At 61.1% G+C, this 14,054-nt stretch carries 14 protein-coding genes and 2 pseudogenes; 2 read left to right on the top strand and 14 right to left on the bottom strand.

All coding sequences use genetic code 11. The features are described 5' to 3' along the window. Nucleotides 1–121 precede the first annotated feature (121 nt). From J1G18_RS23510 to J1G18_RS28125, 5 genes and pseudogenes are all read right to left on the bottom strand, one after another. Nucleotides 122–1,516, bottom strand: coding sequence for a flagellar hook-length control protein FliK (locus J1G18_RS23510; protein WP_098967846.1), 1,395 nt, complete (start codon nt 1,514–1,516; stop codon nt 122–124). Nucleotides 1,517–1,622: 106 nt separating this feature from the next. After that, on the bottom strand, nt 1,623–1,970 hold the full coding sequence (locus J1G18_RS23505) for an Hpt domain-containing protein (RefSeq protein ID WP_316851795.1): 348 nt from the start codon (nt 1,968–1,970) through the stop codon (nt 1,623–1,625). 37 nt (nt 1,971–2,007) lie between these two features. Then, complete coding sequence (locus tag J1G18_RS23500) at nt 2,008–3,705, bottom strand: fused response regulator/phosphatase (RefSeq protein ID WP_223008692.1); 1,698 nt, start codon at nt 3,703–3,705, stop codon at nt 2,008–2,010. Nucleotides 3,706–3,710: 5 nt separating this feature from the next. Next, a complete protein-coding gene (locus J1G18_RS23495; RefSeq protein WP_166495475.1) occupies nt 3,711–4,016 on the bottom strand; it encodes an STAS domain-containing protein in 306 nt (101 codons plus the stop codon). A 192-nt stretch (nt 4,017–4,208) separates the two neighbouring features. Further along, a pseudogene (locus tag J1G18_RS28125) lies at nt 4,209–4,319 on the bottom strand (flagella biosynthesis chaperone FliJ); the annotation flags it as partial. Nucleotides 4,320–4,455: 136 nt separating this feature from the next. Between J1G18_RS28125 and J1G18_RS23490 the strand changes: the two are divergent. Then, on the top strand, nt 4,456–4,806 hold the full coding sequence (locus J1G18_RS23490) for a hypothetical protein (protein WP_166495474.1): 351 nt from the start codon (nt 4,456–4,458) through the stop codon (nt 4,804–4,806). 35 nt (nt 4,807–4,841) lie between these two features. Here J1G18_RS23490 and J1G18_RS23485 read toward each other — a convergent pair. Then, nucleotides 4,842–4,955, bottom strand: a pseudogene (locus J1G18_RS23485) (flagellar FliJ family protein); the annotation flags it as partial. A gap of 136 nt (nt 4,956–5,091) precedes the next feature. On the opposite strand from J1G18_RS23485, the gene J1G18_RS23480 reads away from it, so the two are divergent. Then, complete coding sequence (locus J1G18_RS23480) at nt 5,092–5,439, top strand: hypothetical protein (protein WP_095139371.1); 348 nt, start codon at nt 5,092–5,094, stop codon at nt 5,437–5,439. 35 nt (nt 5,440–5,474) lie between these two features. Here J1G18_RS23480 and fliJ read toward each other — a convergent pair whose 3' ends face one another. The 8 genes from fliJ to J1G18_RS23440 all read right to left on the bottom strand — a co-directional run bounded on the left by fliJ (nt 5,475) and on the right by J1G18_RS23440 (nt 14,045). After that, a complete protein-coding gene (gene fliJ / locus J1G18_RS23475; RefSeq protein WP_095139370.1) occupies nt 5,475–5,924 on the bottom strand; it encodes a flagellar export protein FliJ in 450 nt (149 codons plus the stop codon). 6 nt (nt 5,925–5,930) lie between these two features. Beyond that, entirely contained in the window at nt 5,931–7,289 is a 1,359-nt protein-coding gene (fliI, locus tag J1G18_RS23470; protein WP_047599980.1) for a flagellar protein export ATPase FliI, read from the bottom strand. Further along, nucleotides 7,279–8,085 carry a flagellar assembly protein FliH gene (gene fliH / locus J1G18_RS23465; RefSeq protein WP_223008690.1) on the bottom strand — a complete coding sequence of 269 codons (807 nt, stop codon included), beginning with the start codon at nt 8,083–8,085 and terminating at the stop codon, nt 7,279–7,281. The genes fliI and fliH overlap by 11 nt, the downstream gene beginning before the upstream one ends. 4 nt (nt 8,086–8,089) lie before the next feature. Continuing rightward, entirely contained in the window at nt 8,090–9,109 is a 1,020-nt protein-coding gene (gene fliG, locus J1G18_RS23460; RefSeq protein WP_007920042.1) for a flagellar motor switch protein FliG, read from the bottom strand. Beyond that, nucleotides 9,102–10,889, bottom strand: coding sequence for a flagellar basal-body MS-ring/collar protein FliF (gene fliF / locus J1G18_RS23455; protein WP_027614236.1), 1,788 nt, complete (start codon nt 10,887–10,889; stop codon nt 9,102–9,104). Before fliF ends, fliG begins: the two co-directional genes overlap by 8 nt. Before the next feature lie 15 nt (nt 10,890–10,904). Next, the gene (gene fliE, locus J1G18_RS23450; protein ID WP_003222869.1) at nt 10,905–11,234 is read right to left on the bottom strand and encodes a flagellar hook-basal body complex protein FliE; all 330 of its coding nucleotides are present in this window, start codon (nt 11,232–11,234) and stop codon (nt 10,905–10,907) included. Between the two features lie 232 nt (nt 11,235–11,466). Continuing rightward, nucleotides 11,467–12,846: a sigma-54-dependent transcriptional regulator gene (locus J1G18_RS23445; protein WP_223008688.1), complete on the bottom strand. Its 1,380-nt coding sequence runs from the start codon at nt 12,844–12,846 to the stop codon at nt 11,467–11,469. A gap of 5 nt (nt 12,847–12,851) precedes the next feature. Continuing rightward, nucleotides 12,852–14,045, bottom strand: coding sequence for a sensor histidine kinase (locus J1G18_RS23440; RefSeq protein WP_167734192.1), 1,194 nt, complete (start codon nt 14,043–14,045; stop codon nt 12,852–12,854). Nucleotides 14,046–14,054 lie beyond the last annotated feature (9 nt).

Raw genomic sequence — 14,054 nt, 5'->3', positions numbered from 1 at the left:
AAAGACCGAGTCGATTATGGATTCACAGCGCAAGTATCCGGTCGGCGTACTTCGCGAGCATCCCCCAATCGGTCCCCTCTCCCTGTGGGAGAGGGCTAGGGTGAGGGGCTCTTGATTTTGCTCAGGCGTAATAGTCGACGGCGCTGCTGCCGATCACGCTGGTGGTTTGCGCAGCAGCTTCCGCCACGGCCGCCGGCGTCAGCTCTTCTTCCGCCGAATCCAGACGTCCGCCCGCGGCGCTGGTGCGACCACTCTGGCCCTGCTGCGCCTGTTCCTGACCCTGCTGACCCTGCCAGCCACGGCTCTGGTCGGAGACATTGACATCGACCTGGCCCATGCCCTGCTGGGTGAACATGTCACGCAAGCGATGCATCTGACCGTCGAGCGCTTCGCGCACGCTTGGGTGCGCGCTCATGAAGGTCACCTGGGTCTGCTGATCCGGCACCATGTTGACCCGAATATCCAGACGCCCGAGTTCCGCCGGCTGCAATTGAATATCCGCCGCCTTCAGGTTGGCGCTGGACAGGTACATGACGCGGTTGACGATTTCTTCGGTCCAGCCGCTCTGATGCATGGCGATCGGTTGATTCACCGGCACCGCGTTCGCGGTTTTCGGAGTGGCCGCCTGAGTCAGCGCCGCCAGACGGTTGGCGAAATCATCGACACGGGTGTCGCTGGTAGCAGCCTTCAGATCTTTCAGGCCATCGTCTATCAGGCCGCTGAAGGCCTTTTCACCATTCTGACTGGTGCTGTCCTTGTCGGCCTGCACGTCGAGCATGCTCGCCATGCCGGCAGCGAAGTTCTGCGCCGCAGTCAATTCACCGTCGGCCTGAGCCTGGGCCGGTGTAGCTTTGGGTTGGGCCTGGCTGCTGGCGGAAATGTGCCCGCCCTGCTCCATCGCCATACGCAGCGCCGGCAACGAGTCGAGTGGATCGGCCGCCGGGTCGAACGCGCTATCGGTTGATGCCGCCGGATCTTTGACCACGGCTGGCGCCAAAGTGGCGGCCACGACCGGCGTTTCGGTTTTGGCCGGTTCCGGTGTTGCAGCGACTGGCGCTGCCACCACCGGCGCGGTCACCAGCGGCTGCACGGTTTGCGCCAGTGCCGGATCCAGCGCCGGATCCACCGGGGTGGTGTCGGCCACTGGCGTCTGCGCGCTGTCGGCAGCAGCATCGGCGGCGGCCTTGTCAGCGGCGGCCTGATCATCGGAGGTGGTCGACGCGGTCTTGTCGGCAGGCAAGGCATTGCCGCTATCGGCAACGGTCTGTTGCGTGGCGGCAGACTTATCCTTGGCGAAATCTTTCTTGTCGCTGTTGTCGGCAACCTTGTCGCGCGCCGGTTTCAACGAACTGTCAGAGTTCGCAAGAGTCTTTTTCGGGCCTTGATCGGCGAACACCTGAGCGAAGCTTGAGGCCTTGTCCCCGGTGTCTGCGGCCATGACCGGCGTTTTCGCGGCGGCGGCTTGCGCCTTGGCCTGGGCGGCAGATTGAAGAAGAACATTGGGGGTCGCAGGCATGACACGGTCTCCGCTGCACTGGGATCGTAGGTACAGTTGACGAGGATTATTGCAAGTGTCGGGCCAGTTTTGTCCGGCGCTTGCGAAAAGCGCCGGACGGCAGGGTTCAATGGGTCAGGGCGTGCTGGCGTTCGTCTTCGTAGATCGGGCGAACATCGGCGAACTCGCGACTGATGTCAGCCACCAGCCTGGCAATGTCCGAGGGGATTTTATTTTTGGCTTCCGATTCCAGCTCCTGGCAGAGCGCCGCCAACCGGACAGCTCCCATGTTGCTGGCGCTGCCCTTGAAGCTGTGGGCAACTTCAGACAAAGCCTTGGCATCCGCCGTGTTCTGCAACTCAGCCAAGCGACTTTCGGAATCGGCCAGAAAGGTATCCAGAAGCTCCGGATAACCCTCCTCCATGACTTCGCGCAGTACGCACAGCGCCTCGCGATCAATATGTGTGTCAGTCACTTGTTCACTCCTTGATCAAGAATCGGCGAATTATGCCTCAACCCTCCCAGAAAAACTCCACGCAAGCACTGCGACCTTCGTCCGACCAACTGGCGTTATGCCCCAATTGCCGGATCAAACTGACGCCGCGCCCCGACAGACGGACACCCTCCAGCGGCCGCTCCATCACCCGCGCCACGTCAAAACCCTTGCCGCTGTCCTCGACGCGGATCACCAGACAACCCCCGGCACCTTGCGGCTTCACCTGCAGATGCACGCGCACATAACCGTCCTGCAGGGCTTCGAGCCGCTCGTTGCGCTGTTCATAGTAACGAGCGAAGCCACTGGCATCACGCTTCAGGCTGGAATCCAGACCAAGAACACCGTGCTCCAGCGCGTTGGAGTACAGCTCGGCGAGCACGCTGTAGATCGCCCCGCCCTGGGTGCGCAAACCGTGCACTTCCTGCAACAACTGCAGCAGATACGGCAAAGGATTGAAGCGTTTGAGCGTCGCCCCGCGAAACTCGAAACCTACCGACCAATCCAGCGGACAGGATTGACCACTGTCGGAATACACCGGTGCCGACGGCATCACCTGCGCCGCCTCCAGCAAGCTGATCTCGACCATGCTCACATCGTCGCGGGGCTCGCCGCGAAAGGCGTGCAAGGCCTGCTCGATCTCGGCGAACAGGTTGTCCGGCTCACGATTGGCGGCAAACAGTTGCTGCAAACGCTCGACACCAAACAAGCGGTCGTCGGCGTCAGTGGTGTCGATCACCCCGTCCGACAGCAGGAACACCCGGTCGCCCACGGCCATGGTCTGTACTTCGGTGCGATCATCAAACGCTTGCGGACTGAGCACCCCCAGCGGCAAATGGCGCGCCGCCAGTGGCACCCGTTCGCCGGTGGCGATCCGGTGCAGATAACCGTCAGGCATGCCGCCGTTCCACACCTCTACCGAACGCCGCTGAAAGCTCAGGCAAAGCATGGTCGCGCAGCAGAACATGTCCACCGGCAGGATGCGCTTGAGTTTGGCGTTCATCTCGCGCAGGGTCTCGGCCAGGCCGTAGCCCTTGGCAGTCATGCCGTAAAACACTTCGGCCAGCGGCATCGCCCCCACCGCCGCCGGCAAGCCGTGGCCGGTGAAATCACCGAGCAGCACATGCATGTCGCCGGCCGGGGTGTAGGCCGCCAGCAGCAGGTCGCCGTTGAACAACGCATAGGGTGATTGCAGGTAGCGGATGTTCGGCGCGCTCAGGCAACCGGAATGCGCGACCTTGTCGAAAACGGCTTTGGCCACGCGCTGTTCATTGAGCAGGTAATCGTGATGTCTGGCGATCAGGTCACGCTGTTGCAGCACCGTGGCCTGCAAGCGGCGCAAGCGATCCATCGCCTTGATTTTGGCGGCGAGGATCACCTGGTTGTAGGGCTTCGCCAGAAAGTCGTCGCCCCCCGCCTCCAGACAACGGGCCAGCGCTTCGCTCTCGGTCAGTGAGGTCAGGAAAATGATCGGCACCAGGGTTTCCCCCGCCAGCGCCTTGATCTGCCGCGCCGCCTCAAAGCCGTCCATCACCGGCATCATTGCGTCCATCAGCACCAGATGCGGTGACTGTCGACGAAACATCTCCAACGCTTCGGCGCCATTGGCCGCCGTCAATACTTCATGGCCCTGACGGCGGACGATGGTCGCCAACAGCAACCGGTCGGCGGCGCTGTCTTCGGCGATCAGGATCGTCAGCGGCTCTTGCGCCTGCATGGCCGTCAACTGATGTCGAACAGTTTGTCGAAGTTGGAGATGGCGAGGATCTTGCGCACGTCGGAGTTGCTGTTTATCACGCGTACATCCGAGTCGTCGCCGCCGGCGTGATCGCGCAGCAGGAGCAGCATGCCCAGCGCGGAGCTGTCGAGGTAGGTGGCATCTTTCAGATCAACCACGATGGAGTCGGGTTTCTGGTCAAGTCGCTCATAGGACTCGCGAAACTCCTGATGGCGTCCAAAATCGAACCGCCCCTTGACCGAAATCGTCAGTTTTTGACCATCCGGAGAGACTTCTGTAACGACTGACATTGACTGGCTTCCTTGTCATTGACGAACGTGTACAAGGTTTAGCACCTGGGCAGGGTTGGGGCAAGGCTCAGCGCAGAACCAAATGTGGGAGCGGGCTTGCTCGCGAAAGCGGTGTGTCAGTCAACATTGGTGTCTCTGACACACCGCCTTCGCGAGCAAGCCCGCTCCCACAGGGAGTTTTTGGGCAATTTGAAAAGGGTTGTGGCGCGGCAAACGCTGCGACAACTCGTCCAGCAGCTTCTGCTCGCGCTTGTCTTCGAGGCGTTGCGCCTCTTCGCGGTAGCGCGGTACCCGTTTGCGCAGGAGAACCGAGGCCCTGCAGCCACTCCGCGACTGCCGCTCGTCGCCACTGTCAGATCTGACAGTAGACCGAGAAAATATGAATAGCCCTTAATCAAGTGGCAGCAATTTCGCTGCGCTCAGGTCAAAGGACTGCATCATGAACTCGCCTAATGCATTTTTCGAAGCACCGTTCCTGCATAACACCCAGTCACCATACATCATGACCTACGATGAATTCCTAGGTGGAGAGCTTAGATGCAGCGTGGTGGCGCGCTACCCTAATAAAATAGGCGAAACGCTTACGTTTTACCTTATAGCCGACACACCCTACCCCAGCCTGGATATTATTGAGATCTATAGTGAGCAGGAGCTATGGGGCACGAACGTCGACCGCACCAGGTTTTCGGAACTTGAGGGCAAACAAGTACATGCGTTCTTCGTCGTAACCCGTGACTCTACATTCGTGGGTTTCTCCGCAATGCTCAGGTTCGAAATATTAGCCCAATGACTCAGACCATCCTCTAGCACCACTGCTGCGGCACGTTAATACGGATCGTGCCGCGGCAAGCGCTGCGATAACTCGTCCAGCAGCTTCTGCTCGCGCTTGTCTTCGAGGCGTTGCGCCTCTTCGCGGTAGCGCTGCACCAGTTTGCGCAGGAGAACCGAGGCCCTGCAGCCACTCCGCGACTGCCGCTTGTCGCCACTGTCAGATCTGACAGTAGACCGAGGAAAGAGGCATAGCCCTTAATCAAGCGGCAGCAATTTCGCTGCGCTCAGGTCAAAGGACTGCATCATGAAATCGCCTAAAGTTGAACTTTTCGAAAAACCGTCCCTGCATAACACCGCGTCACCAACCATCATCACATACGCAGAATACGCATCTCGGAAATCCGCCGTTATCTCGCGCTACCCTGGTCAAAACGGCGACTTACTTATGTTTTACCTTATGGCCGACATCGGCTATCCCTTCTTAGATATGCTTACACCCACAGCTGATAGTTTTGAATTCCCTAAATATATCGACAGTGGCAATCATTCGATGTTTGTGGGCAAACAGATACAGGCGTTCTTCACCGTAATACGTCACTCCAGGCTTCTGGGTATTTCCAGAACGTTGAATTTCGAAATATTGGACAAATGACTCAGACCATCCTCTAGCACTACTGCTGCGGCACGTTAATACGGATCGTGCCGCGGCAAGCGCTGCGACAACTCGTCCAGCAGCTTCTGCTCGCGCTTGTCTTCGAGGCGTTGCGCCTCTTCGCGGTAGCGTTGCACCAGTTTGCGCAGGCCTTCGACTTTGGCGAATGCCTGCTGCCAGGCGTCGCGCGCCTTGATCAGGTTGTTCTGGTGCCAGACCAGACTCTGGCGCTGCTGGTCGATCGCGGTGTCCAGTTGTGCCAGAAAGCCGTGATAGCCCAGCAGCCATTGCCCGGAAACCCCGTCGCTGCCGCGCACGATCCACTGTTCCTGATAATCCAGACGAAAGGCGTCGAGGTCGGCGAGTTTGCTTTCAGCGACTTTGACCTGGCCTTGAAAGTAACCCAGGCGTTGCACGGCGGTTTTCTCGGCCTGTTCGGCCATTTCTACCACCGGTGCCAGACGCGCAGCTCGGCTCACGGCCATGGCCGGTTACCCGCCCGCCGCAGGCGCGAACAGGGTTTCGAGGTAAGCCTGGCTCTCGCCCATGTTGATCTTGTCGTTGAGGCCCTGCCGCTGGTAGCGGGTCAGTTGCGGTTGCAGCGAGATCGCCAGATCGGTCTCGCGGTCGCCACCGGCGACGTAAGCGCCGACGCTGATCAGATCGCGGCTCTGCTGATAGCGCGACCACAGCTGCTTGAAGTACTGCGCGCGCTGCATGTGCTCCGCCGAGACCACGGCCGGCATCACCCGGCTGATCGACGCTTCGATGTCGATGGCCGGGTAGTGCCCTTCCTCGGCCAGACGCCGGGACAACACGATGTGGCCGTCGAGCACGCCCCGCGCCGAGTCGGCAATCGGGTCCTGCTGGTCATCGCCTTCGGACAATACGGTGTAGAACGCAGTGATCGAACCCCCGCCCTTCTCCGCGTTACCGGCGCGCTCCACCAGTTTCGGCAGTTTGGCGAACACCGAAGGCGGATAACCCTTGGTCGCTGGCGGCTCGCCGATGGCCAAAGCGATTTCCCGCTGGGCCTGGGCGAAACGGGTCAGCGAATCCATCAGCAACAGGACGTTCTTGCCTTTGTCGCGGAAATACTCGGCGATGCGCGTGCAGTACATCGCCGCGCGCAGACGCATCAGCGGCGCATCGTCCGCCGGCGAGGCGACCACCACCGAACGCTTGAGGCCTTCTTCACCGAGGATGTGCTCGATGAACTCTTTAACTTCTCGACCCCGCTCACCGATCAGACCGACGACGATAATGTCGGCCTCGGTGAAACGGGTCATCATGCCCAGCAGCACCGATTTACCGACACCGGTACCGGCGAACAGGCCCAGACGCTGACCACGCCCGACCGTCAGCAAACCGTTGATGCAACGGATGCCGACATCCAGCGGTTCGTGAATCGGGTCGCGGTTGAGCGGGTTGATGGTCGGGCCGTCCATCGGCACCCAGTCTTCAGCCTTCATCCCGCCCTTGCCGTCCAGCGCACGTCCGGCGCCGTCGAGTACGCGACCGAGCATGCTCATGCCCATCGGCAGGCGCCCGGTTTCGGCCAGCGGCACCACACGGGCGCCCGGGGCGATACCGGCGACGCTGCCGACCGGCATCAGAAAGACTTTGCTGCCGGAAAAACCCATGACTTCCGCTTCCACCTGTGACGGGTGATAGCTGTCGTCATTGATGACCAGGCAGCGCGTGCCCATGGCGGCACGCAAGCCTTCGGCTTCGAGGGTGAGGCCGACCATGCGCAGCAGGCGGCCTTCGAGAATCGGCGCGCCGGCGATTTCAGTGGCTTCGGCATAGGTGCTGAGGCGCTTGGCGAAACTGGTGCGTTCAAGGCGCATCGGGGGTGTCCGCGAGCGGCTCTTCAGGCGCAGCCGTCAGTTGGCTTTCTTCAGGAATGTCCAGGCTCAGGTCCGGCGCGGCCGGGTGCAGAGCCTGTTCGTGCAACTGGTCGAACAGTTTGGCCATGACCTGGGTCACGCGGGTCTCGATGCTGGCGTCGATGCGGCTGTGCTCGGTTTCAACCCGGCAACCGCCCGGCAAAAGCGAGTCGTCTTCGACGATGCGCCAGGATTCCTCATGACGCTCGCGCAAGGCCTTGGCCTGCTCGAAGTCCTGCGGATTGACGTACAGACGCACGTTGTCCACGCCCAACGGCAGCAGCTTGAGCGCGTCGCGCATGACGTGTTCGATCTGGCTGGAATCGATGGCCAGCTCGCGCTTGATCACCTGTTTGGTGATGTGTTGCACGAGGTCGACCAGCGACTTTTCGATCTGCGTGTCCTGCTCGGCAATCGGCTCGAACAGATGGGTCATCAGTTGCTCGAGGCTGGCCAGTTTCGCCGCCAGCGCCACTTCGGCTTCCTGACGCACCTTGAGCGTGGCGCTGTGAAAACCCTCTTTCTCGCCGATGCCAAAGCCCTCGTTGTAAGCCTCCTGACGGATGCTTTCGAGTTCTTCCAGGGTCAGTGGCTGGACTTCTTCCAGCGGCACTTCTTCCATTTCCGGCGGTTCGGGCTCCGGTTCCGGCTCGGGTTCCGGTTTCGGCGGATCGAAGCTGGGCAGTGCCCAGGATTCGAAACCACGGACATCGCGGGCGCGGATCAGATCCGTCACTGACTCGTCATGCTTGTCCATGGGCTTAGATCATTTCCTCGCCGCCCTTGCCACCGAGCACGATTTCGCCGGCTTCGGCCATGCGACGGGCAATGGTGAGGATTTCTTTCTGCGCGGTTTCCACGTCGCTGACGCGCACCGGGCCTTTGGCCTCAAGGTCGTCGCGCAACAGTTCGGCCGCACGCTTGGACATGTTCTTGAAGATCTTTTCTTTGACGCCTTCGTCCGAGCCCTTGAGGGCCAGCACCAGCACGTCGGAGGACACTTCGCGCAACAGCGCCTGGATGCCGCGGTCGTCGACGTCGGCGAGGTTGTTGAACACGAACATGAGGTCTTCGATCTGACCGGACAGGTCTTCGTCGACTTCGCGGATCGAGTCCATGAGCTGGCCTTCGATCGAGCTGTCGAGGAAGTTCATGATGTCCGCCGCACGCTTGATGCCACCCAGGGTGGTGCGCGAGGCATTCGAGTTGCCGGAGAACTGCTTCTCGAGAATCTGGTTCAGCTCTTTCAGCGCCGCCGGTTGCACGGTATTCAGCGACGAGACGCGCAGGATGATGTCCAGACGCACCTTGTGGTCGAAGTTGCCGAGCACTTCACCGGCCTGATCCGGGTCGAGGTAGGCAACCACGATTGCCTGGATCTGCGGGTGTTCATAACGGATCACGTCGGCAACGGCGCGCGGCTCCATCCATTTCAGGCTGTCGAGGCCGCTGGTGTTGCCACCGAGCAGGATGCGGTCGATCAGGCCGTTGGCCTTGTCTTCACCCAGCGCCTGGGTGAGCATTTTGCGCACGTAGTCGTCGGAGCCGACGCCGAGGCTGGTCTGGTCGCCGACGATGTCGACGAACTCGCTCATGACCTGCTCGACCTGCTCGCGATGGACGTTGCCCATCTGGGCCATGGCCACACCGACCCGCTGAACCTCTTTCGGGCCCATGTGGCGCAGCACTTGCGCGGCATCGGTCGAACCCAGGGACAGCAGCAGAATCGCGGCTTTGTCGACCTTGTTCAGTTTGACGGTTGCGGCTCGGTTATCACTCATCTGCGTTAATCCACTCTTTCACGACCTGAGCCACGCGACCCGGATCCTCGGCCACCAAGCTCTTGATTGCATTCAGTTGTGCGTCGTAACCCTCACTCGGGCTCGGCAACAGAATGCTCTGCGGACCACCGAGGCTCACGCGGTCGTTGGCCAGGTCGCCGTCCAGGCCGCCCATGCCACCGAGTTCCACGTCGCTGCCCAGACCGGCCAGCTCCTTGCCTTTGCCGCCGCCGGTGATGTTGTTCAACACCGGACGCAGCACACCAAACACCAGCACCAGGATGAACAACACACCCAGCACTTGTTTGACGATGTCCCAGAACCATGGCTGGGAGTAGAACGGAATATCGGCAACCACTTCACCGCGTTCGGCGGAGAACGGCATGTTGATCACGCTGACGCTGTCGCCACGGCTGGCATCGAAGCCGACCGCGTCCTGCACCAGACGGGTGAAACGCGCCAGTTCATCGGCGCTCCACGGCGCGCGGGTGGTTTCGCCGTTGGCCGCATTGACCTTGACCTGATCGTCGACCACCACCGACACCGACAGACGATTCAGGCGACCCTGCTGCTGTTTGGTGTGGCTGATGGAACGGTCGAGCTCGAAGTTCTTGGTGGATTGTTGACGCTTGTCCGCCGGGTACGGCGCGAGCATTGGCTGGCCGGTGGCCGGGTCCATGATCTGCTGACCGTTGGCATCGACCAGTGGCTGACCTGGCTGAATCATGCCGGTAGAGCCTTGCGCACCACCGGTGGTTTGCGGGGCCGACGCCGGCGCCGGCGGCTGGTTGCTCAGGGCACCCGGCACACCTTGCGGGCCATTGCTGGCGGTGCGTTGTTCGTTGACCGACTGCTCGCTGCGCAACGCCGGCTGGTCCGGGTTGAACTGCTCGGCGGTGGATTCGACGGCACTGAAATCGATGTCGGCCGACACTTCAGCCTTGTAGCGATCGTTGCCCAGTACCGGCTGCAGAATGTTGTGTACGCGCTGGGTAAGCATGCTTTCCATGCGGCGGCTGTAATCGAACTGCTTGCCGGCCATGGTCATTTCGGAGTTTTCCGCCTGATCGGAGAGCAGGTTGCCCTTCTGATCGACGACGGTGATCTGCGATTTGCTCAGCTCAGGCACGGAGGTCGCCACCAGGTTGATGATCGCCACCACCTGACCCGGCTCCAGCGAACGTCCGGAGTACAACTCGACCAGTACCGAAGCGCTTGGCTTGCGTTCATCACGCACGAACACCGAGCTCTTCGGAATCGCCAGATGCACACGGGCGCCCTTGACGTTGTTCAGGCTGGAGATGGTGCGCGCCAGTTCGCCCTCGAGGCCGCGACGGTAACGCGTCGCTTCCATGAACTGGCTGGTGCCCAGACCCTGTTCCTTGTCGAGGATTTCGAAACCGATGTTGCCGTCGCTGGGAGTGACACCAGCGGCCGCGAGTTTCATCCGCGCACGGGACAGGTCGTCAGCCTTGACCAGCAAGGCGCCGGAGTTCGGCTCGACGGTGTAAGGGATGTCGGCGGAGGCCAGGGTGTCCATGACCTGCTTGGCGTCCATGCCGGCAAGGCTGCCGTACAACGGACGGTAATCCGGCTGCTGCGACCACAGCACCACGGCAAAGCCAATCGCCACGCTCGCAGCCAGGCCGACCAACAGGCCTACCTGACGCAGCATGGTCATCTCGGAGAGGTTTTCCAGGAAGGACAGGCCGAACAGCGGCGGTTTGCCGTCTATCGGGGTGGCCTTGGCCGGAACGTTATCGGCGACTGCTTCTGCCATGACTCAATCTCGTCCTTAAACCGGCATCTGCATGATGTCTTGATATGCCTGAACCAGTTTGTTGCGCACCTGGGTCAGAGCCTGGAACGACACGCTGGCTTTCTGCGAGGCGATCATCACGTCCGTCAGATCGACGCCGCTCTTGCCGATTTCAAATGCGTTGGCCAACTGAGTCGACGCCTGCTGGGTATCGCTGACTTTGTTGATGGCCTGACCGAGCATGTCGGAAAAGCTGCTGCCTGCCAGTTCAGGGACGGCGGCAGTCGATTTCGGCGTGGCCATGGCGTCCATTTTCATGGCCTTCATGTCCATCATCAACCGATTGAATTCAATACCTTGGCTCATGGTCTACTCTCTTGGGCGGCCCGCAATTTTTTGACACTCACTCGGCGGGTACACAGGTGTTAGCAACAAGGGTGCCAGCTCGGCGGACTTATTCTATAAAAGCCCATCAAGGCACCGTGAAATCACTGTGGGAGCGAGCTTGCTCGCGAAGAGGGAGAATCAGTCGACATTTTCGCAACTGCCCCACCGCTTTCGCGAGCAAGCTCGCTCCCACAATTGACTGCGACAACTTTCAGGTAGCGAACAGATAACCTTCGACGTCCATCCCGGCATCACGCATCTGCGCCAGTTTGTAACGCAGGGTACGCGGGCTGATACCGAGCTTTTCCGCAGCCTCCTTGCGCCGGCCACGCTCGGTGCGCAGGGTGTCGATGATCATCTGAAACTCCCGGCGCCGCAGGTCATCGCCCAGCGCCCCGGCGGATTCAGCCTCGACTTCGATTTCGCGCACCAGCGGTTGCACCAGCGCCGCGGTGTAGGTCACTGCGCCGGTCAGGCAGAAATCCTGCGGCTGGATCAAACCGCCCTGCTGCAGAATCAGCGCGCGTTGAATCGCGTTATCTAGCTCACGCACGTTGCCCGGCCACGGGTAGTGGGTCAGGCAAGCCTGGGCTTCTGGCGAAAGTTTCGCCGCCGCATGCTTCATTTTATTGACGTGTTTGTTCAGCAACCGCTCGGCCAGCGGCAGGATATCGGCAGTGCGCTCGCGAAGTGGACGCCAGGCCAGGGGAAAAACCGACAAGCGGTAGAACAAGTCTTCACGAAAACGCCCCGCCGCCACTTCGCCAGCCAGATCACGGTTGGTGGTGGCGACCACGCGAATATCCAGGGTGATCGGCTTGCGCGCGCCGACGCGCTCGACTTCACGCTCTTGCAGCACCCGCAGCAACTTGGCTTGCAGGCCCAGGGGCATCTCGGAAATCTCGTCGAGCAGAATGGTGCCGCCATCGGCCTGCTCGAATTTGCCGGCCTGGGCCGCAATGGCGCCGGTGAACGAGCCCTTCTCGTGACCGAACAGCGTGGCTTCAAGCATGTTGTCAGGAATCGCCGCGCAGTTGATCGCGATGAACGGCTGATTGGCACGATGGGAATGCTGGTGAATGTAACGCGCCAACACTTCCTTGCCGGTGCCGGACTCGCCGGAGATCAGCACCGTGGAATCACTGCGTGCCACCCGCGCCGCCAGTTCGAGCAACTGCGCACTGGCCGGCTCGACCGCCACCGGACCTTCACCCTCCGTCACAAAGATGCAGCCCAGAGCATGCCGCGACACCAGATCCAGCAACGCCTTGGGTTCGAACGGCTTGACCAGGTAATCCGCCGCGCCCTGACGCATCGCATCGACCGCACGCTCGACCGCGCCGTGCGCAGTCATCAGCAACACCGGCAATTGCGGCTGCCGGGCACGCAGCAAACCGAGCAGTTGATGGCCATCCATGCCGGGCATGTTGACGTCGCTGACCACCAGACTGAACGCTTCGCGCTCGACCGCCTGCAACGCCTCTTCGGCGCTGCCGACTGCATGGTAGTCGTGGCCCGCCAGCAACAGCGTATCGGCCAGCGCTTCGCGCAACGAGCGGTCATCCTCGACCAGCAAAACCTTGATGCCCATGACGTTCACTCAGCTCCGTGTACAGCGGAAAACAGCGGCAGGATCACCTGCGCGCACGTGCCGCGCCCGACTCGCGAGCGCAGCTGCAATTCTCCCTGATGTGCCCGCGCCACTGCCTTGACCACGGTCAGGCCCAGCCCGGTGCCGGTGACTTTGGTGGTGAAAAACGGTTCGCCGAGACGCTCGAGCACCAGCGGATCAATGCCGCTGCCGCTGTCGCTGACACACAGGCGCAGGCTGTTGTCGCGGGTGTAGCAGTGCACTTTAAGGCGCACGTTGCCATCGCTGGCCTGAATCGCGTTTTCGATCAGATTGAGAATCGCCCCGACCAGCGTGTCGCGGTTGCACAGCAATTCGCCGACATGACTGTCGCACTGCCAGCGAATGGGCAGATCCTGCACATGGGTCAGCGCCGCCGCCTGCAGCGATTGCATCAAGGCATTGGGGGTGATGCGATCAGTCAGCGGCAGCTCGCCACGGGCGAACACCAACATGTCGCGCACCTGATGCTCCAGCTCATGCAGGCGCTCTTTGAGGCGGCCAGCGAAACGCTGCTGGGTGGCGACCGGTAATTCCTGCTCAGTCAAATGACTGGCGTAGAGCAAAGCGGCGGATAACGGTGTGCGGATCTGATGGGCCAGCGAGGCGACCATCCGTCCCAGCGACGACAGACGCTCGTGGCGCGCCAGTTGATCTTGAAGGTGGCGGGTTTCTGTCAGGTCGTTGAGCAGCACCAACTGCCCCGGCTCGGCATCCAGCGAGCGGGTGGCAATCGACAGGCGTCGACCGTTTTTCAGAGAAATTTCATGACCGTCGTCTTCACGCGGGGCGAAGCAACGGGCGATGACGTGGCGCCACAACTCGCCTTCCAGCGGCAGCCCCAACAAATCGATCGCCGCCGGGTTGGCTTCGCGCACCATGCCGTGGCCGTCGATCACGATGACGCCACCGGGCAACAGATCGAGGAGGTTTTGCAGACGGTTGGCCAAGCGTTCTTTTTCGGCCAGCTCCTGCATGCGCTGGGCACTGACCACCGCCAGCTCGCCCTTGAGCTCGGTAACCCGGGCTTCAAGCATGCTGTAGGAATCGGTCAGTTGACTGGACATCTGATTGAACAGCGCGAACGCGTGCTCCAGACCCTGACGGCTCGCCTGCTCTACGGACGACGGTTGCCCCTCGGCATGGGAGGCAGATGACATCTGGGCGTG

This window comes from Pseudomonas sp. MIS38 (assembly GCF_019891575.1).
GTDB lineage: Bacteria > Pseudomonadota > Gammaproteobacteria > Pseudomonadales > Pseudomonadaceae > Aquipseudomonas > Aquipseudomonas putida_A.
This window is presented reverse-complemented; position numbering and strand designations above follow the sequence as displayed.